The sequence below is a fragment of the Mesorhizobium sp. genome, assembly GCF_004962245.1.
Taxonomy (GTDB): domain Bacteria; phylum Pseudomonadota; class Alphaproteobacteria; order Rhizobiales; family Rhizobiaceae; genus Mesorhizobium.
In genome coordinates this window covers 147,245-165,458 of sequence record NZ_SUHQ01000007.1, presented here as the reverse complement: position 1 = coordinate 165,458, position 18,214 = coordinate 147,245, and the positions used below count along the sequence as shown (strand labels likewise).

The window sequence follows — 18,214 nt, the reverse complement described above, 5'->3', positions numbered from 1 at the left end:
AGTTGATTGAAATCAGCCGCACTCTACCTGCATCCGCGTGTCGATAAAGTGGCAATTTCCCTTTGGACGCGCTTGCGGGCGCGATCGAAGCAGGGAAAATCCTTGAAGGATCAACTGCGTCGCCAAAGTCGGTCAAGAAAGCGAACCGGGTTGATGTGGTGCACCGGAGCACGGTGTCCGACAGCCTCCATCAACGTAGGCAAGACCGCCCCTTCGTGAAGGCTGCTCGAAAAACTCTCAGCGATGAACTCAAGCGTCGAGTCGTGGAACGTCAGGATGAGATGCCGGTAGTCTGAAAACAGTTCTGGCCTGTGGGACGAGTGAACCCGATTTGCATCTTCCAGGGAAGCGATCCACGATGAGTTGAGAACTTCGAATGCCCCATTTGGCCGCAAGCCTTGCCCATACAGACGGTGCCCGCTGATGGCTTCGTCATTCGGCGGGCCGAACTGAAAGGCCAGGTAGGGGTCTGCCGTCAGTATCGCGACGGACTGGTTGGTTGTCACAGCTGAAACCGAACGCGGATTCGTGCCATCGAACGATGGATTCGGTCTGTCGATGAGATAGGCAACGAGCAACTTGCCTTCATCTGCGAAGACGTGAGGCAGAGGGGCGCCGGCGGATGACAGCGGTAAGTCTATCGCCAGCAGCGTCTCGGCCGTCGGCATCTAGTGGCCGGCCCCCGGCAAGATCTTCCCAGGGTTCATGATGTTGAGCGGATCGAGCGCCTGCTTGATCGTGCGCATGATGTCGACGCCGTGGCCGAGTTCATGACGCAGGAAGCCGACCTTGCCTTGCCCGATGCCGTGCTCGCCGGTGCAGGTTCCATCCATGCCGATCGCCCGCATGTTCAGCCGTGCGACAAACGCTTCCGTCATCTCGATTTCCTTCGGATCGTCCGCGTCCATCAGCACCAGCACATGGAAATTGCCGTCGCCGGCATGGCCGACGATCGGCGCGATCAGCCCCATTTCGGCGATGTCGGCCTCGGTTTGCGTGACGCATTCGGCAAAGCGCGAGATCGGCACGCAGACGTCGGTCGAAAGCCCCTTGGCGCCCGGCCGCAGCGTCAGCGACGACCAGTAGGCGTCGTGCCTGGCCTTCCACAGTTTCGTCCGCTCCTCGGCGACGCTGGTCCACAGGAACGGTCCACCGCCATAGTCCTCGGCGATCGTGCCGAAGGTCTCGGCCTGCTCGGCAACGCCGGCGTCGCTGCCATGGAACTCGACGAACAGGCACGGGCTTTCGGGATAGTCGAGCTTCGAATAGCTCTTCATCGCCCGCATCTGCAGCGCATTGACCAGTTCGATGCGCGCCACCGGAATGCCCATCTGGATCGTCGCGATCACCGCGTTGCACGCCGCCTCGACGCTTGGAAACGGGCAAACGCCGCCGGAAATCGCTTGCGGAATGCCCTGCAGCTTCAGGGTTAGCTGGGTGATGATGCCGAGCGTGCCTTCAGAGCCGATCAGCAGCCGTGTCAGATCGTAGCCGGCCGAGCTCTTTTTTGCGCGCTTGCCGGTCGTCACCGTCTCGCCGTCGGCCATCACCGCCGTCAGCGACAGCACATTCTCACGCATCGTGCCGTAACGCACCGCATTGGTGCCCGACGCCCGCGTCGCAGCCATGCCGCCGAGCGACGCGTTCGCGCCCGGATCGATCGGAAAGAACAGGCCGGTGTCGCGCAAATGCCGGTTGAGATCCTCGCGCGTCACGCCGGGCTCGACGGTGCAATCGAGATCCTGTGGGTTGACCGCGAGGATGCGGTTCATCCGCGACGTATCGACGGAGATGCCACCGCCCGGCGCGTTGGTATGGCCTTCCAGCGAGGAACCAACCCCGAAGGCGATCACCGGCACGCGGTGCGCGGCGCAGGCCGACACGATCTCCTGCACCTCCGCCGTCGTCTCCGGAAACGCCACGCCGTCCGGCGCCTGGGTCGGGATGTAGGTGGTGGTATGGGCGTGCTGGGCACGGATCGCCTCGCCGGTCTGGAACCGCTCGCCGAGCCGCTGCTTGAGGATGCCGAGCACCGCGGCAATCCCTTCCTCGTTGCGTTCGACCGGATTGAGGTCGCTCAGAGCCATCGATTCCTCCGCGAATGGACCAGCGCCCACCCTTGTTATGGATTTATGGATGCTTATCGCATCGGCCTGAAAATCGGAATCGATTTTCAGAAAGCACGATGCGAAGATTCAAAAGTCCTAGAGCGTACTTTGTGCGTCCAATTGGACGCACGTCGCTCTAGGTCTCACCAACCACGCTCTGTCCAGCCGGAAGGAAGTTTCTTGATGTCCATCCCCGCCCCCTTCGTCTCTCGTGCCATGGGCATCGAGAAAGACTGGATCGACTACAACGGCCATCTCAACATGGCCTATTACAACGTGCTGTTCGATCGCTGTTCCGACGAAGCGTTCGAGATGATGGGAATGGGGCTGGATTATGTGAAGCAGCGGCGGCTGACCATCTACACGGCGGAAGTCCATGTGTGCTACGTCCAGGAACTGCATCTCGACCATAAGGTCAACGTCTCCTTCCAGCTTCTCGACCATGACGACAAGCGGCTCAGGGCCTACCAGGAAATCCGCCACATCGACGGCTGGCTCGCCGCCACGTCCGAATCACTGTCGCTGCATGTCGACATGTCCGGACCGAAGGTAGCGCCCTTCCCCGCCGATGTTCTGGCCAAGGTCGAGGCGATGCGCGCCGCCCACGCGGCGCTGCCGATGCCCGAGCGCGCCGGCCGTTCCATCGGTATTCGCCGCAAGACGCTTGAACCGCAGTAGGACCGCCGTTAACCTTACCAAGGTTTTAACGTGAACAAGCCGAATTGAGGCGTTGAACGACTCAGCGCGGCGTTGGAAAACCCTCCGCATCGGATTGATACGGGGGGCAGAGCTGAAGCGGTTCGGGGAAGGTGCATGAAAACCGACATCAAAGTCGAGGCGGACAGGCTGGCGGCCGACCCACGCATCACCGACTATGATTTCTGGCGCTCGCTGAAGAACCTCAACAACGAGATTTTTCACATCGCCAACAACAACGAGCCGATCCCTTTCGCCATGATTCGCTGGCGCGCCATCCTGAAGCAGGCGCGGATGAAACGCGGGCATGCTTGATCGGTGCGGGAAGAAATAGGCTCGTCCTTCGGTTGCATTTTTCTGGGATGTTTGCGCCGCCCCTCATTCGGCTGCCGCCACCTTCTCCCCGTATAGGGACGGGGAGAAGGGAGCTTGCCGCAGCCTTGGCGCTCTTTCTGCAACGCTTGAGATTGGCGAAATCCGTCGCGAAGGCGTCCTTCTCCCCGTCCCTATACGGGGAGAAGTGCCCGGCAGGGCGATGAGGGGCGGCGTGACGATTTCCAATTAAAATTAAGATGATGATGTGTTGACGAAAGACCGCTTCATCTCAAGCGTCAAGGCAGCCGCTTCACCGCCTCCAGCGGCGAACGCGCCACCACCGGTGACGACTGGATGATTGCGGTATTGGTCATCGCAAACGGAATGATGCGGTCGATCACCCGTTCGAGTTCGGCCACCGAGCTGACATGCGCCAGCGCGATGAAACAGTCCTCGCCGGTCACCCGGTCGCATTGCGCGATCTCCGGCAAGTCGCGGATGATCTCGGCCACCACGGCCAGTTGTCCCGGCACCGGCCTGATCCGCAGCCATGCCGACAGCTTCATGCCGAGCGCGGCCGGGCTGATCCGCACCGTATAGGCCTCGATCACGCCGCTCTCATGCAGCCGCCGGATGCGCTCGGCAACGCTCGGTGCCGACAGGCCGACCGAGCGCGCCAGTACGGCGGTGCTGGTGCGTGCATCCTTTTCCAGCAGGCGCAGGATTTTCAAATCCGCAGCATCCAGGTCGATATTTTCGCTTCGAAGGCGTTTCAGCGAAAACTCCTTTGTATTGGAAACAAAACCATCTATTTGGTTGGCCATCAGCCATATAAAGCTGAAAAACTGCCTGCGATAATGATCCTATGGATGATCAAGCGCAAGCCCCAGCAGCAATCCCGGCCCTCGCCGGCCCGGCATTTGGCAAGCTGGCGACCTCGCTGCCGCCCCATGTCTGGTTCGGTGTCAGCGCCGTGTTCCACTATCTCGGGCCGGCCTTCGCCGTGCTGCTCTTCCCGCATGTCGGCGTGCTCGGCATGGCATGGCTGCGCATCGTCACGGCCGCCCTCGTCTTCGCGCCAATGACCCGGCCGTGGACGGTTTTCGTCCGCGCCGACCGGCCGACGCGACGGCTGCTTCTCGCCTTTGGTGCCTGCCTCGGCGTGATGAATTGCTCCTTCTACCTGGCGCTCGACCGCTTGCCGATCTCGCTGGTTGCGGCGATCGAATTCGTCGGCACCATCGGTGTCGCGCTTGTCGGCGTCAGAAGCCCGCGCAATCTCGCGGCCCTTGCCGTCGCCGTCATCGGCACCTTGCTTTTGATCGATGTCAAATGGTCAAGCGACCCGATCGGCCTGTTCTGGGCCTTTCTCAACGGCGCGCTGTTCGTTGGCTACATCGTGCTTGGCCATCGCGTCGCCCGTGCCGGTGCCAGCGACGGCATTGCCGGCCTGGGTGCCGCCATGGCGGTCGCCTTCCTCATCGTGCTGCCGATCGGTTTCACCGATGCGCTGCCAGCTTTCTCGGCGCCGCCGCTGCTCGTCGCCGCCATTGGCGTCGGCATCTGCTCGTCGGTCATCCCCTACATCTGCGACCAGCTTGCCATGTCGCGGCTGCCGCGATCGAGCTACGCGCTGATGCTGTCGTTGCTGCCGGTCACCGCCACGCTGATCGGCGTCGTTGTGCTCCGCCAGATTCCCAGCCCTACCGATTGCCTCGGCATCGCGCTGGTGGTGGCCGGCGTCGCTTTTCACAGACCGGCGCCATAGATCGGTGAACGACTGATCAGGCCAGCTTCTGCCTGAGGAAGATGCTCGTCCGTCCCCAGGCGAGATCCGCGGCGTTCTTGTCGTAGCGGGCCGCGGACGTGTCATTGTTGAAGGCATGATTGGCGCCTTCGTAGACATAGACCGTGTAATCGACCTTGGCTGCATCGAGTTCTTTCTTGAAAGCGTCGATACCGGCATTGATGCGGGTGTCGAGCCCGGCATAATGCAGCAGCAGCGCCGCCTTGATCTTCGGCACATCCTCGGCCTTCGGCTGCATCCCGTAATAGGCGACAGCGGCGGCCAGATCCGGCGCGTTGGCAGCCAGTGTGTTCACGGTGCCGCCGCCCCAGCAGAAGCCGACCGCCCCGACCTTGCCATTGCCATCCTCGTATCCTTTGAGAAAAGCGACCGTTGCGACCGCATTGGCAACGGTCTGTGCCGGATCGAGCTTGGAAAACTGGTCACGCGCCTTGTCTTCGTCGGCCGGCGTGCCGCCGAGCGGCGACAGGAAGTCCGGGGCAAGCGCCACGAATCCTTCCAGCGCAACGCGGCGCGCCACATCGCGTATATGCGGGTTGAGCCCCCTGTTCTCATGCACGACGATGACGGTGCCGAGCTTGCCGGACTGGCCGGCAGGCTTGACCAGATAGCCCTTCATCTCGCCACCGCTGCCGGGATAGCTGATGTCCTCGCCCGTCACGCGTGAATCGTCCTCGGCGACGATCGCCGCCTGGACCGAATTCGCTGCCAGCAGCGGTGCGATTGCGGCGGCCGCCGCGCCTGATCCGGCAAGCCTGGTCAACTGTTCCATGAAGCGCCGCCGGTCGAACGTCAGATGCGTGTATTCGTCATAGGCATCGATCATCGCCTGGGTGATGGTAGGTCTCGTGACGGCCGGGCTGGCAGGGGTCGATTTTGTCATGGCGCTCTCCTCGGCTTCGGGAAACACCCCCGCCGCGCAAGATAGGGTAGAAGCCCGCATGGTCCAGTCACGGATGAGTGAGCAGCGCGCTCCGCAAATTCGGTCGGTCTCCAGCCTCGGCGTCACATCGTCTGCCGGCTCGTTGCCGGTCATTTCGGCACCGGCGCCAAGGCCTACCTGCTGGTCTCTGCACGAACGCCGTGACGCCAATGCACCAAGCTTTCATCATATTTTGCAATCGATGGTTCTTGATGGTCCTGCCGCAATATAAGCTGCCGGTCTCGCCTACCCTGGCTGGTCCTGACAAGAAGGAACAACGCCCATGACCTTCCCCACTCCGATCCTCATAACCGCGTTCACGCTTGTCGGCGCCGCCCTGCTGGCGTTGCGGTTCGCCGCCCTCACTGCCACCAGGCGATCGACGGTCAAGGTCCGCAGCAACCAGCACCGGCCTGCCGGCAGCCGCTCGAAAACCAACGGCTGAAACCAGGGCCGAGCGGAAGACCATGAACGTCCAGGATATCGTCAACGCCGTCTCCCAGGAGGCCGGCCTCGACCAGGCGGCAGCGGAAAAGGTTGTCGGCACGATTTTCTCGGTGCTCGAGCACGAAGCGGAAGGCACGACCCTGTCCAGCTTCTTCGCCAGGATCCCGGGCGCCGACGCCCTGGCCCAGAAATATGACGTCATGGCTCCCGGCGCGGCCTCGGGTGGCGGCCTCCTGTCGTCGCTGCAGGGCGCGCTCGGCGGCGTTCTCGGCGCAAAGACCGGCGCGCTGGTCAACGGCGTCGCGGCGCTCGAATCGTCCGGCCTCAACATGGCGCAGGTCCGTCAGGCCGGCACGACGCTGATCCAGCAGGCCGAAACCGCAGCCGGTCCTCAGCTGACCAATGAGGTGCTTGCGTCGGTGCCCAGCCTGAAAGGCCATCTCGGGCTTTAATGCATGTCGCCCAAAAGTGCGCAGGTTTTGGGACGACATGCATAAAACAAGAATTTGTAGGTGCCCTACTTCGGCAGCGTATAAGCCATCACATAGTCCCCCGGCTTGGTGCCGACCGAGCCATGGCCGCCGGCGACGATGACCACGAACTGGCGTCCGTCGGCGACCGTGTAGGTCATCGGCGTCGACTGACCGCCGGCCGGCAGCCGGGCCTGCCAGAGCTGCCTGCCGGTCGTCAGATCATAGGCGCGAAAGTAGTCGTCGACGGCGGCGCCCAGGAACGCGACGCCACCGGCCGTGATCATCGGCCCACCGATGCCCGGCACGCCGACCTTGAACGGCAGCGGCAGCGGCGTCATGTCGTAGACGGTGCCGTTTCTATGCCTGTAGACGATCTTGCCGGTCCTGAGATCGGCGCCTGCCACATAGCCCCAGGGTGGCGCCTGGCAGGGAATGCCGAGCGGCGACAGGAACGGTCCCATCACCACCGCATAGGGCGCGCCCTCGTTGCGGTTCAAGCCCTGCTCGCTGCCGCGCCCCTCGTCCGGCGGCGGCACCTGATCGCGCGGGATGAGCTGCGACTTGAACGCCAGATAGGTCGGCATGCCGAACATCACCTGCCTCACCGGATCGACGGCGACGCCACCCCAGTTGAAGGTGCCGAAATTGCCGGGATAGATCAGCGAGCCCTGAACCGAAGGCGGCGTATAGCGACCCTCGTAGCGAAGGCCCTGGAATTCGATCCGGCAGGCCAGCTGGTCGAACATGGTGATGCCCCACATGTCGGCGCCGGTCAGCGGCTTTGGATTGAAGCTCAGGTCCGAATCCGGTTGCGTCGGCGATGTGTGGTCGCCCTCGATCGCGCCTCCCGGCGCCGGGACTTCGTTGACCGGGACGATCGGCTCGCCGCTGCGCCGGTCGAGCACGTAGAGGTCGCCCTGCTTGGTCGGCCCGACCAGCGCCGGCACCACGCCGCTGGGCGTGGTGATGTCGACCAGGGTCGGCTGCGCCGGCACGTCCATGTCCCACAGATCGTGATGCACCGTCTGCCGCACCCAGCGCAATTGTCCGGTGGCGAGATCGAGCGCGGTGATTGAGGAGGAGAATTTCTCGACATTGGCGCTACGCCCGGCGCCGAGCTGGTCCGGCGTCTGGTTGCCAAGGGGCACGTAGAGCAGGCCGAGCTTCTCGTCGGCACTCGCCGTCGACCACATGTTGGGGGAGTTGTGGGTATAGGTCTGACCCGGCGCCAGTGGCGTTGTCTCGTCCGGATTGCCGGAATCCCAGTTCCACACCAAAGCGCCGGTGTCGACGTCGAAGGCACGAATGACGCCGGACGGTTCCTCCGTCGAATAATTGTCATTGACCGCGCCGCCGACGATGATCTTGCCGCCAACGATCAGCGGCGCCGAGGTCGAATAGTAATAGCCCGATTTCGGATAGGGCATGTTGGCGAGCAGGTTCAGCGTGCCGCCCTCGGCGAAGGCGGGGCAAACCTGCCCGTTCGCGGCGTCGAGCGCAATCAATCGCGCGTCGGATGTCGGCAGATAGATACGCACAGCACAAGGTTGGCTGGCGGCGATCTTGGCGTCGGCATAGTAGGACACGCCGCGGCAGGTCTGGTGCTGGCGGTCCTTATCCAGCTTGACCTGTGGATCGTAGCGCCACTTCTCCTCACCGGTCGCGGCGTCGATGGCGATGGCGAAATTATGCGGCGTGCAGATGTAGAGCGTATCGGCGACCTTCAGCGGGGTCACCTGATAGGTCGTCTCGCCGACGTCGTCCGGCCCCTTCACGTCGCCGGTGCGGTAGGTCCAGGCCGGCTGCAAATTGGCGACGTTATCGACGGTGATCTGGTCGAGCGGCGAATAGCGCTGGCCGTATTCAGTGCGGCCGTAATAGTGCCATTCGCCGGCGGGCACATTGCCGCCGAGATCGGCGGTCGGCGTGATCTTGTCGGCGTTGAGTTGTCCGGCAATGTCCTTCGGATCGGCTGTCATCGAATAACCGGCAACGCCGATCGATGCCAGCACCGCGAGGATGAGCGGCGCCCGGCCGTCCGGACCCGTGAGGCCCCGCCGCGCCCACGGCGTCAGCATCCACAGTGCCAGCAGCACGATGATGCCGCCGCGCGGGCCGAGCTCCCACCAGTCGAAGCCGGCTTCCCAGACCGCCCAGCAAAGCGTGCCGATGACGATCGCCGCGTAGAGCCACAGCGCCATCGACTTGCGCCTGTAGAGCAGCCAGGCGGCGACGAGGAAGGCGATGCCGACAATAACATAGTACCAGCTGCCGCCCAGCATCGCGAGCCGGATGCCACCGCCGCCGAGCACCAGGCCAATGAGAAGAAGGATGAGGGAGGTGATGACGACAGCCAAGACGATACTCCTTCGACTGATGCGCTCCGCGACGCGTCTATGGGCAACCCCGCATTGCGTTCCTACCCCACCGCAACTTTCTCCGGGCCGCGGGGCCTGTCAAGCAGGCCCGGCGCTATAGGTTGTGTTCTACCGGATTTGTCAGTCGCGGCCTGGATCGAGAACAAAACGGAGACACTTCTGGCCTTTCGTCCCCGAATCACTACATTCGGGGATAATGTCCGGCTTTTCGGAAGACATGCCCTTTTTTGACGAACCGAATGCGCGGCCCACGGCCCCGTCCGGCATCGCCGCGCGCGCCATGGCTGCCCGCAGCGGCCACAACAATGCGCCCGACTACCTGAACGGCCTCAACCCCGAACAGCGGCTGGCGGTGGAAACCACCGAGGGCCCGGTTCTGGTGCTGGCCGGCGCCGGCACCGGCAAGACACGCGTCTTGACCACCCGCATCGCCCACATCCTCGCCACCGGCAAGGCTTTCCCCTCGCAGATTCTCGCCGTCACCTTCACCAACAAGGCCGCGCGCGAAATGAAGCAGCGCATCGGCCTTTTGATCGGTGATGGCAATGTCGAGGGCATGCCGTGGCTCGGCACCTTTCACTCAATTGGTGTGAAGCTGCTGCGCAGGCACGCCGAGCTTGCCGGGCTCAAATCCGATTTCACCATTCTCGACACCGACGACGTCGTGCGCCTGATCAAGCAACTCATCCAGGCCGAAGGTCTGGACGACAAGCGCTGGCCGGCCAAGCAATTCGCGCAGATGATCGACGGCTGGAAGAACAAGGGGCTTGGCCCCGCCGACATCCCCGAGGGCGATGCCCGCAGCTTCGCCAACGGCAAGGGCCGCGAGCTCTACAAGGCCTATCAGGAGCGGTTGAAGACGCTGAACGCCTGCGACTTCGGCGATCTCCTGTGCCATCCGATCCGCATCTTCCGCGCCTATCCGGATGTGCTGAAGGAATACCACAAGCGCTTCAAATACATCCTCGTCGACGAGTACCAGGACACCAACACCGCGCAGTACATGTGGCTGCGGCTACTGGCGCAGCGGCCGGAGGCCGGCCGCAAGCCTTCGGCAACGAATCTCCAATCGGCCGACGGCCGCAAGGACGACCGTCCGTCCGAGCCGTTGCGAGGCCCCCGCGGAGGGCCCGCGCCGGCAGGCGCGGAACAGCCCGTGAGCGAAAACAAAGTCAACATCTGCTGCGTCGGCGACGACGACCAGTCGATCTATGGCTGGCGCGGGGCCGAGGTCGACAACATCCTGCGCTTCGACAAGGATTTCCCCGGCGCCACCATCATCCGGCTGGAGCGCAACTATCGCTCCACCGCGCACATTCTCGGCACCGCCTCCCACCTCATCGCCCACAACGAAGGCCGTTTCGGCAAGACGCTGTTCACCGAAAAAGTCGCCGAGGACGACGAGAAGGTGCATGTCCACGCCGCCTGGGATTCCGAGGAGGAGGCCCGCGCCGTCGGCGAGACCATCGAGGCCTACCAGCGGCAGAAGCATAATCTCAACGATATGGCCATTCTGGTGCGCGCGTCCTTCCAGATGCGCGAATTCGAGGACCGTTTCGTCACGCTCGGCCTCAACTACCGCGTCATCGGCGGCCCGCGCTTCTACGAGCGCCTCGAAATCCGCGACGCGCTGGCCTTCTTCCGCGTCGTCGCGCAAGGCGCGGACGACCTCGCCTTCGAGCGCATCGTCAACGTGCCGAAGCGCGGGTTGGGCGAAGCCACCATCCGCCAGATCCATGACACCGCCAGGGCGCTGCGCATCCCGATGCTGGAGGCTGCAGAAAAACTTGCCGAGAGCGACGAGCTGAAGCCGAAGCCGCGCGCAGCGCTGCGCGAAGTCGCCGCCAATTTCGAGCGCTGGCAAAAGGCACTGGAGACAACGCCGCATACCGAGCTCGCCGAGACCATCCTGGAGGAGAGCGGCTACACCGACATGTGGAAGAACGACCGCTCGGTGGAGGCCCCCGGCCGGCTGGAGAACCTGAAAGAACTGATCCGTTCCATGGAGGAGTACGAGTCGCTGCGCTCCTTCCTCGAACATGTAGCACTCGTGATGGATGCCGAGCAGAACGCCGAGCTCGACGCCGTCAACATCATGACGCTGCATTCGGCCAAGGGTCTCGAATTCGAGACCGTTTTTCTCCCTGGCTGGGAGGAAGGTCTTTTTCCGCACCAGCGCGCGCTCGACGAGGGCGGCCGCTCCGGTCTGGAGGAAGAACGCCGCCTTGCCTATGTCGGCCTGACCCGCGCCAAGAAGAGCCTGCATTTGTGGTTCGTCTCCAACCGCCGCATCCACGGCCTATGGCAATCGACCATTCCATCGCGCTTCCTCGACGAACTGCCGGAAGCCCATGTCGAAGTCGCTGAGAGCGGCAACTCCTACGGCGGCTATGGCAATGCCTATGGCGGCGGTTCCTTTGCCCCCGGTCGCGGCGGCCAGGGGGCAGGAAGGCAGAACCCCTATGGCGCTTCGCGCTTTGACAATGTCGGCACTGAGAAATCCGGCGCCTTCTCCAGCACCTATGCGACGCCGGGCTGGCAGCGTGCGCAAGCCAACCGCACCGAAGCGACCGACCGCAACTGGGGCTCGCGCTCCGGCCACCAGGTCGAGCGCATCGGCTATGGCGAGACCGACTCCGGCTACGGTGCCGGTCGCACGTCCATCAAGGGCCGCACCATCGAGGGCGAGCTGGTCGCCAAATCCGTCGCCGACACGCCGTCCGCCTTCAGCGTCGGCGACCGCGTCTTCCACCAGAAATTCGGCAACGGCAACATTGCCGCCATCGACGGCAACAAGCTGACCATCGACTTCGACAAGGCCGGCCAGAAACGCGTGCTGGACGGGTTTGTCACCGGAGTGTGAGCAACCCTCTCACCGATACCGCGCCTGGTTCCATTTGTGGCCGAGCAGCGACAGGATGATGATCAGCCCGTTGAAGAACTGGACGTAGAAGCCGCTCAGGCCTGCCGCCACAACACCGGTCTGGATGAAGGACACGGTAACCGCACCGATCGCGCCGCCAACCACAGTGCCGATGCCGCCCCAGGTTGGCGTGCCGCCGACGAACACCGATGCCAGCACCGGCAGCAGATAGCCATCGCCGGCCGTCGGCCACCAGGTGAAGTTGATCATCACCGAAAACGTGCCGGCGATCGCAGCACCAATGCCGACGAAGACGAACACCTTGACCCGCACGCGCTTGACGTCGATGCCCATCTGCTGGGCACTGTCGGGATTGTCGCCGACCACCTTCACCTGCGCGCCGAAACGATGCCTGTTGTAGAGCAGCGCCGACAGCACGACGAAGCCGATGGCCCAGAAGATCTGCACCGGGATGCCATAGATCTGGCTGGAGAAGATCTTGTAGGCCCAGCTGTCGGCGAGGCTGGTGAGCGCGGTCGACTTGCCCTCGTTGATGATTTGAATCAGCCCGCGCAGCAGGAAATTCATGCCGAGCGTGGCGATCAGCGACGACAGCCCGCCATAGACGACCAGCGATCCGACCAGGAAACCGAGCAGCGTGCCCGTTGCAATGGCGGCGGCGATGCCGAGGAACGGATCGTAGCCGGCCTGCACGACCAGCGCGAACACCCAGGAGGCAAAGCCCATCGTCGCCGGAAACGACAGGTCGATCTCTCCGCAGGTGACGACGAACACCAGCGGCACCACCACGAACAGCGCCACCGGCAGCGTGGTCAGCACCGAACTGTAGAGGTACCAGGTGGTGAAGACCACCGGGTTGGCGATCATGAACACCGCCATCATGACGACGAACACGACAAGCGTGCCGAGTGCGGCGCGATTGTCGAGAATGAAACCGCGCAGCCAATTGTCGGACGGGTGTTTCCACTCTTTCCCGGCGGCTTCGCCATGCGCGCCGCCGAGCGGGCTCTGCAAATCGGGTTCCATGGTCTTGCTCATCGCACCGCCCTCCCCGCATCGTTTGCGTCGTGCAACCCGGGCAATCCGCCGGGATGTGCCACGTCTTCCATGAAGTTGATCAGGTCTTCGGCCGACTTGACCTCACTGCGGTCAGCGGTGAGCGCGACCTTGCCGCGATCGAGCACCACAAAGCGGTCGGCAATGTCGAAGACGTGGTGGATGTTGTGGCCAATGAACAGGATCGAGCGGCCGCTGGCCCGCACCTGGCGCACGAAATGGAAGACCTTGGCGGTTTCGGTCAGCGACAGTGCCGTCGTCGGCTCGTCGAGAATGATCAGATCGGCCTGCTTGTAGATGGCGCGCGCGATCGCGACGCCCTGGCGTTCGCCGCCCGAGAGCTGGCCGACGATCGACTGCGGCGTGAACACTTTCGAGGTGAAGCCGATCTCACGCATCAGCCGGCTCGCCTCCTCGATCTCCTTGCCGACCTTCAGCCAGCCCATAAAGCCGGTGAGCTCGCGGCCCATGAAGATGTTGCGCACGATCGTCTGCTGCACGGCCAGCGCCCGGTCCTGGAACACCGTCTCGATGCCGGCGTCGCGCGAGCGCGCGGCACTCCATCCGGTTACCGGCTTGCCGCGGATGAGGATCTCACCGCTGGTCGGCTTGACTACGCCGGACAGGATCTTGATCAGCGTCGACTTGCCGGCGCCGTTGTCGCCGATGAGGCCGACCACCTCGCCACGGTCGACGCTGAGATTGACCCCGCCCAGCGCATAGACCTGGCCATAGGACTTGCTGATGTCGCGCAGTTCGATGAGGCGTTCGGCCATGACTGTCCTCGCTTGGTTCCGGCTGCCGGCCGGGCCTGCCCGGCCGGCATGCCGTGGTTACAGGTCAGCGCAGCGCCTGCTTGGCGAGCTCGGCGACGATCTCGTAATTGTCAGGCGTGACGAAACCGGCGCCGGTGTCGACATTCATCGGCGCCAGGCCCAGCACCGCCTGCTGGCAGAGGCTGAGGATCGGCAGATAGCCTTGCAGGAACGGCTGCTGGTCGGCCGTCAGTTGCACCCAGCCGCCCTTGAAGCCTTCGACGATCTGCGGGCTGGTGTCGAAGCCGAAATTGAAGATATCGCCCGGCTTCCTGCCCGCCGCCTGCATGTAAGTCGGAACATTGCCCAACATCTGCCCGCCGGGATAGCCGACCGCCTTGACATCAGGGTTGTTGAGCAGTGCTGCAGTGATCACCGGAATGGCCAGATTGGGGTCGGAAGCCCATTCGCCGCTCGGCGGCGAGGAGAGCTGGATGACCTCGACACCCGCCTCCTTCAATGCTGCCACCGTGCCACGCTCGCGCGCACCGCGGTTCTCGTTCTCGAACGGGCCGATCATGATCGCCTTGTCGCCGGCCTTGAGCCCGGCCAGCTTGAACGCCTCGGCGCCGAGCGCGCGGCCCTGCTGCTCCTGCTGGGCGCCGACATAGCCGCCGCCGAACGCTTCCACCACTTTCGGCACCGGCACGTTCTGGTACATCATCTTGATGCCGTCCTTGTGCGCCTGTTCGGCCAGCGGCATGATCGAAGCGTCGCCCGGATGACCCATCATGGCGATGCCGTTGGGCTTCACGGCGACGGCTTCGCGCAATTGCTGCACCATCTTCTCGACGTCCCACTGGGAAAAGATGTAGTCGACCTTGGGTCCGAGGTCGGCCGCCGCCTGCTTGGCGCCATTGTAGACGATGGTGCCGAAGGCATCGCCCTCGGCGCCGCCGACGAAGAAGCGGATATGGACGTCCTTGCACCATTGCGCGTCGAGCGCCTGCGCCGGCAAGGTGGAGATTGCGGCGGCGAGCGCCGTGGCGGCGGCCACGACGGTCGAGCGCAGAACTGTCGTTCTCATCGCGATGCTCATGCACGTTCCTCCCTTTGTTCCCTCGCAAGCCGAGGGGGTTTCGAATGCTTCGGCTTTCCGCCGCAATGCCTCGCTGGCCGGCTCCTCCCGCCAGCCGATCCATTAAGCCGGATTCGGCAAGTAGCTGGCACCTCCCCGGCATTGCTTGAGATAGTCCAGCGCCCGCACCTGCCCGGTGATCTCGAGATCGCCGCGATAGACCGGGTCGTGCCAGCCCTCGATGTCGATGGCGCCGTGATAGCCGGCGAGCCGCAATTCGCTGATCACCCGCGTCCAGTCGCTGTCGCCGAAGCCCGGCGTGCGCATCTGCACGAATGGCAGGCGGCCGAACACACCGTGCTCGCGGATCACGTCCCAGCGCACCGTCGCGTCCTTGCCGTGGACATGGAAGATGCGCGGCGCCCATTTGCGGATCTGCGGGATCGGGTCGATCAGATAGACAAGCTGGTGGCAGGGCTCCCATTCCAGGCCGAGATTTTCATCGGGCAGTTCGTTGAACATCAGTTCCCAGGCGTCGGGATTGTGGGCGATGTTCCAGTCGCCGCTGGCCCAGTTGCCGTCCATGGCGCAATTCTCGAAGGCGATGCGCACGCCCTTGTCGGCGGCGCGTTTGGCCAGCGGTCCCCAGACCTCGCGGAAGCGCGGCAGGCTGTCGGGCAGCGGCTTGCCGCGGATGCGGCCGGTGAAGCCGCTGACCGTGGAAGCGCCGAACAGATGCGCATTGTCGATGACCGTCTCCCAGGCCTTGAGCACGCCCTGATCGACATCGCCGCTCTCCAGCGGATTGCCGAACACGCCGAGCGAGGAGACGACGACGTCGGCATCGCCAATGGCGTCGCGGATCTGGCCGGCGAGCCTTGGCAGATCCTTGCCGCCCAGCGTCTGCCAGAAGAAGGGCTGGATGCTCTCGAAGCCAAGCGGCAGGATCGCCTTGATATAGGCGGCCGGGTCGTCGAGGTTGGCCCGCACCATGGTGCCGATCCTGATATCGAGAAGCGGGTTTGGCATCATTGTGCGTCCTCAAGCGCTGCGATCGCCACCCGGCGCCCGGTCTCGGCGCTTTCGATGGCGCCAAAGACCATGGCCAGGCTCTTGATATTGTCGGTGCCGCGCGTTTCCGGCTCGGTGCCGGTCTCGATGGCGTGCATGAAATCCCTGATGATGCCGAGATGGCCGTCGACGCGATCCACCGGATCGAGCGGCGGCACGTCCACCGGCTCGGTTTTGTCGAAAAGCCCGTCCCGGACGGACAGCGCGAGCTCAGCCTTCAGATCGTCATGGCCGTCCCAGAGCAGGCTGCCGCGCTCGGCGACGATGCGCCAGCTGCCTTCCCAGCTGGTGCGGAAGCCATTTGCGCACCAGGAGCCGGCATAGGTGAAGACCTTCCCGCCGCCGAGATCGAAGGCAGCACTGGCCGACGACCCCTGCCGGTACCAGGAATTCGTCGGTTCCCATTCCTGGCAATAGACGCTCACCGGCTCGCCGCCGACCATGTAGCGGGCGGCGTCGAAAGTGTGGATCGCCATGTCGAGCAGCAGGACATGGGCCATTTCCTCGCGAAAGCCGCCGAAATGCGGGGCGATGAAGAAGTCGGCATGAATGCTGGTTGGCTTCCCGATGGCTCCCGAGTCGAGAAAGCGCCTGATGCGCCTGACATTGGCGACGTAGCGGCGGTTCTGGACAACGGCGTGAATGCGCCCGGCACGGCGCGCGGCTTCGACGATGGCGCGCGCATTGTCCGGACTGTCGGCCAGCGGCTTTTCGGTCAACAGATGACAGTGATGCGCAAAGGCGGAAAGCGCGACATCGCGCCTGGCGGCGGGGACCACCACATCGAACACGGCCTGGGGTTTGGTCTGGTCGAGCACCGCGTCGAGGCTGGTTCCGATGACGGCGCCGGAGAGTTCGTATTCGCGCGCCCTCGCCTTCGCCCTTTCCACGTCGAGATCGACAAGGCCGGCAATCCTGAGCCCTTCGACCTGCCTTGCGGCGTCGAGCCACTGCTTGCTCATCGCACCGCAGCCGACCAGGACGACATCCATTATCCAACTCCTCCCGTTCGGCCCCTCCAGACCGAAGTCACGGCATTTTCGGCATCGCCGTAAACGTTTTTCCGTAAACGTTTACGACAACACACCCGATGGGATAGAATGTCAATTGGCCGCTCGCGAAAAATCGTCTTTATCCTTGGCCTGTGCGGCTGCCGGTGCTAGCCAAGCAAGGGGGAGAACCGTCCTTTGGCGTCCAGCATCCACGACCTAGCGCGTCACCTGAACATTTCGATCGGCACCGTGTCGCGCGCGCTCAACGGCCGCGCCGATGTCAATGCCGATACGCGCCAGCGCGTGCTCGACGCGGCGGCAAAGCTGAACTATTCGCCGAACCAGTCCGGCCGCAGCCTAAGGCGCGGCTCGACCCATTCGATCGCCTTCATGCTGCAGCCGCATCCCGGCGACCAGCAATATGGCGAGCCCTTCTTCATCCCGTTCCTGACGGGACTGCAGGCGAAACTCGCCGAAAGCGGGCTCGACCTGATCGTGGTGATGGGCGCGCCGGGCGACTATCAGCAGGAGCGCCTGCGCCGTGTCGTCGAGACACGCCGGGCCGACGCCGTGGTGCTGGCCTGGACGCGACGCGAGGACGAGCGCATCGATTATCTGACCAGGGTCGGCTTCCCCTTCGCCACGCTCGGCCGCAGCCGCTCCGGCGGCAAATCCTATCCGTCGCTCGATCTCGATTTCGAAAAGGCCGGAGCCGAGGCGGTCGACCGTCTGGTGGCGCGCGGTCACCGCCGCATCGCCGCCATCCGCCCGTCCCTCAACCTCAATTTCGGCTATCTGTTCCTGGCCGGCTATCGCAAGGCCCTGCGGCGGCACGGCATCGAGGTCGACCCCGGGCTGATCGCGGAAGGCTTCATCAACGAGGCCGGCGGCTACGAAGTGACGCCGCAGGTGATGCGCTCCAAAGACCCGCCGACCGCCATCATCTTCAACAATGACGCCATGGCGCTCGGCGGCTGCAAGGCGCTGGCCGAGATGGGCATCAAGCCCGGTCACGATATTGCGGTGATCGTCATCGTCGACACGCCGCTGTGCCGCTATTTTTCACCGGCGCTGACCGCCTTCCGCCCTCCCCTGGAACCGATGGGACGCCGGCTGGCCGAAATGCTGCTGGCCTCGATCCCGGCCTTCGCCGGCACCGAAGGCGCGCGGATCATCCGTGAGGTCTGGCCGCTGGAGCTGATCGCGCGCGACAGTGATTGATCGTGGCGTAT

General features: G+C 63.8%; 17 protein-coding genes. 7 read left to right on the top strand and 10 right to left on the bottom strand.

Annotated features, from left to right (window positions below):
* Positions 1-110: 110 nt before the first annotated feature.
* Complete coding sequence (locus tag E5X88_RS09995; RefSeq protein ID WP_292160871.1) at positions 111-668, bottom strand: hypothetical protein; 558 nt, start codon at positions 666-668, stop codon at positions 111-113.
* Positions 669-2,087 carry an FAD-linked oxidase C-terminal domain-containing protein gene (locus E5X88_RS09990; RefSeq protein WP_292160869.1) on the bottom strand — a complete coding sequence of 473 codons (1,419 nt, stop codon included), beginning with the start codon at positions 2,085-2,087 and terminating at the stop codon, positions 669-671. It lies immediately after the preceding gene.
* Between the two features lie 204 nt (positions 2,088-2,291).
* Here E5X88_RS09990 and E5X88_RS09985 point away from each other — a divergent pair, with 204 nt between their 5' ends.
* Both E5X88_RS09985 and E5X88_RS09980 read left to right on the top strand, forming a co-directional pair.
* On the top strand, positions 2,292-2,786 hold the full coding sequence (locus tag E5X88_RS09985) for a thioesterase family protein (protein ID WP_292160866.1): 495 nt from the start codon (positions 2,292-2,294) through the stop codon (positions 2,784-2,786).
* Between the two features lie 135 nt (positions 2,787-2,921).
* Positions 2,922-3,119, top strand: a complete 198-nt coding sequence (locus E5X88_RS09980) for a hypothetical protein (protein ID WP_023676715.1) — start codon at positions 2,922-2,924, stop codon at positions 3,117-3,119.
* Between the two features lie 296 nt (positions 3,120-3,415).
* Here E5X88_RS09980 and E5X88_RS09975 read toward each other — a convergent pair whose 3' ends face one another.
* Positions 3,416-3,895 (bottom strand): Lrp/AsnC family transcriptional regulator, encoded by a 480-nt coding sequence (locus tag E5X88_RS09975; RefSeq protein ID WP_292161041.1) that lies wholly within the window; start codon positions 3,893-3,895, stop codon positions 3,416-3,418.
* 89 nt (positions 3,896-3,984) lie between these two features.
* On the opposite strand from E5X88_RS09975, the gene E5X88_RS09970 reads away from it, so the two are divergent.
* Positions 3,985-4,887 carry a DMT family transporter gene (locus E5X88_RS09970; protein WP_292160864.1) on the top strand — a complete coding sequence of 301 codons (903 nt, stop codon included), beginning with the start codon at positions 3,985-3,987 and terminating at the stop codon, positions 4,885-4,887.
* A 16-nt stretch (positions 4,888-4,903) separates the two neighbouring features.
* On the opposite strand, the gene E5X88_RS09965 is transcribed toward E5X88_RS09970, so the two are convergent.
* Positions 4,904-5,809, bottom strand: a complete 906-nt coding sequence (locus E5X88_RS09965) for a dienelactone hydrolase family protein (RefSeq protein WP_292160861.1) — start codon at positions 5,807-5,809, stop codon at positions 4,904-4,906.
* Between the two features lie 322 nt (positions 5,810-6,131).
* On the opposite strand from E5X88_RS09965, the gene E5X88_RS09960 reads away from it, so the two are divergent.
* Both E5X88_RS09960 and E5X88_RS09955 read left to right on the top strand, forming a co-directional pair.
* The gene (locus E5X88_RS09960) at positions 6,132-6,293 is read left to right on the top strand and encodes a hypothetical protein (RefSeq protein WP_292160858.1); all 162 of its coding nucleotides are present in this window, start codon (positions 6,132-6,134) and stop codon (positions 6,291-6,293) included.
* A gap of 22 nt (positions 6,294-6,315) precedes the next feature.
* A complete protein-coding gene (locus E5X88_RS09955; protein WP_292160856.1) occupies positions 6,316-6,747 on the top strand; it encodes a hypothetical protein in 432 nt (143 codons plus the stop codon).
* A 65-nt stretch (positions 6,748-6,812) separates the two neighbouring features.
* On the opposite strand, the gene E5X88_RS09950 is transcribed toward E5X88_RS09955, so the two are convergent.
* Positions 6,813-9,125: a glucose/quinate/shikimate family membrane-bound PQQ-dependent dehydrogenase gene (locus E5X88_RS09950; RefSeq protein ID WP_292160853.1), complete on the bottom strand. Its 2,313-nt coding sequence runs from the start codon at positions 9,123-9,125 to the stop codon at positions 6,813-6,815.
* A 217-nt stretch (positions 9,126-9,342) separates the two neighbouring features.
* On the opposite strand from E5X88_RS09950, the gene E5X88_RS09945 reads away from it, so the two are divergent.
* Complete coding sequence (locus E5X88_RS09945; RefSeq protein WP_292160850.1) at positions 9,343-12,009, top strand: ATP-dependent helicase; 2,667 nt, start codon at positions 9,343-9,345, stop codon at positions 12,007-12,009.
* Positions 12,010-12,018: 9 nt separating this feature from the next.
* Here E5X88_RS09945 and E5X88_RS09940 read toward each other — a convergent pair whose 3' ends face one another.
* The 5 genes from E5X88_RS09940 to E5X88_RS09920 form a co-directional block, all read right to left on the bottom strand.
* Positions 12,019-13,068 carry an ABC transporter permease gene (locus tag E5X88_RS09940; protein ID WP_292160847.1) on the bottom strand — a complete coding sequence of 350 codons (1,050 nt, stop codon included), beginning with the start codon at positions 13,066-13,068 and terminating at the stop codon, positions 12,019-12,021.
* Complete coding sequence (locus tag E5X88_RS09935) at positions 13,065-13,862, bottom strand: ATP-binding cassette domain-containing protein (protein WP_292160844.1); 798 nt, start codon at positions 13,860-13,862, stop codon at positions 13,065-13,067. Before E5X88_RS09935 ends, E5X88_RS09940 begins: the two co-directional genes overlap by 4 nt.
* Before the next feature lie 64 nt (positions 13,863-13,926).
* Complete coding sequence (locus E5X88_RS09930; protein WP_292160842.1) at positions 13,927-14,940, bottom strand: substrate-binding domain-containing protein; 1,014 nt, start codon at positions 14,938-14,940, stop codon at positions 13,927-13,929.
* Between the two features lie 102 nt (positions 14,941-15,042).
* A complete protein-coding gene (locus E5X88_RS09925; RefSeq protein WP_292160840.1) occupies positions 15,043-15,951 on the bottom strand; it encodes a sugar phosphate isomerase/epimerase in 909 nt (302 codons plus the stop codon).
* Positions 15,948-16,985, bottom strand: coding sequence for a Gfo/Idh/MocA family oxidoreductase (locus E5X88_RS09920; RefSeq protein WP_292161039.1), 1,038 nt, complete (start codon positions 16,983-16,985; stop codon positions 15,948-15,950). The genes E5X88_RS09925 and E5X88_RS09920 overlap by 4 nt, the downstream gene beginning before the upstream one ends.
* A gap of 192 nt (positions 16,986-17,177) precedes the next feature.
* Here E5X88_RS09920 and E5X88_RS09915 point away from each other — a divergent pair, with 192 nt between their 5' ends.
* Positions 17,178-18,203 (top strand): LacI family DNA-binding transcriptional regulator, encoded by a 1,026-nt coding sequence (locus E5X88_RS09915; RefSeq protein WP_292160837.1) that lies wholly within the window; start codon positions 17,178-17,180, stop codon positions 18,201-18,203.
* Positions 18,204-18,214 lie beyond the last annotated feature (11 nt).

Bases quoted from the DNA above. Each gene is read 5' to 3' on its own strand.
- E5X88_RS09970 (WP_292160864.1), top strand. From the start codon at position 3,985: ATGGATGATCAAGCGCAAGCCCCAGCAGCAATCCCGGCCCTCGCCGGC.
- E5X88_RS09965 (WP_292160861.1), bottom strand. From the start codon at position 5,809: ATGACAAAATCGACCCCTGCCAGCCCGGCCGTCACGAGACCTACCATC.
- E5X88_RS09930 (WP_292160842.1), bottom strand. From the start codon at position 14,940: ATGAGCATCGCGATGAGAACGACAGTTCTGCGCTCGACCGTCGTGGCC.
- E5X88_RS09995 (WP_292160871.1), bottom strand. From the start codon at position 668: ATGCCGACGGCCGAGACGCTGCTGGCGATAGACTTACCGCTGTCATCC.
- E5X88_RS09935 (WP_292160844.1), bottom strand. From the start codon at position 13,862: ATGGCCGAACGCCTCATCGAACTGCGCGACATCAGCAAGTCCTATGGC.
- E5X88_RS09945 (WP_292160850.1), top strand. From the start codon at position 9,343: ATGTCCGGCTTTTCGGAAGACATGCCCTTTTTTGACGAACCGAATGCG.
- E5X88_RS09990 (WP_292160869.1), bottom strand. From the start codon at position 2,087: ATGGCTCTGAGCGACCTCAATCCGGTCGAACGCAACGAGGAAGGGATT.
- E5X88_RS09940 (WP_292160847.1), bottom strand. From the start codon at position 13,068: ATGAGCAAGACCATGGAACCCGATTTGCAGAGCCCGCTCGGCGGCGCG.
- E5X88_RS09925 (WP_292160840.1), bottom strand. From the start codon at position 15,951: ATGATGCCAAACCCGCTTCTCGATATCAGGATCGGCACCATGGTGCGG.
- E5X88_RS09955 (WP_292160856.1), top strand. From the start codon at position 6,316: ATGAACGTCCAGGATATCGTCAACGCCGTCTCCCAGGAGGCCGGCCTC.
- E5X88_RS09985 (WP_292160866.1), top strand. From the start codon at position 2,292: ATGTCCATCCCCGCCCCCTTCGTCTCTCGTGCCATGGGCATCGAGAAA.
- E5X88_RS09980 (WP_023676715.1), top strand. From the start codon at position 2,922: ATGAAAACCGACATCAAAGTCGAGGCGGACAGGCTGGCGGCCGACCCA.
- E5X88_RS09960 (WP_292160858.1), top strand. From the start codon at position 6,132: ATGACCTTCCCCACTCCGATCCTCATAACCGCGTTCACGCTTGTCGGC.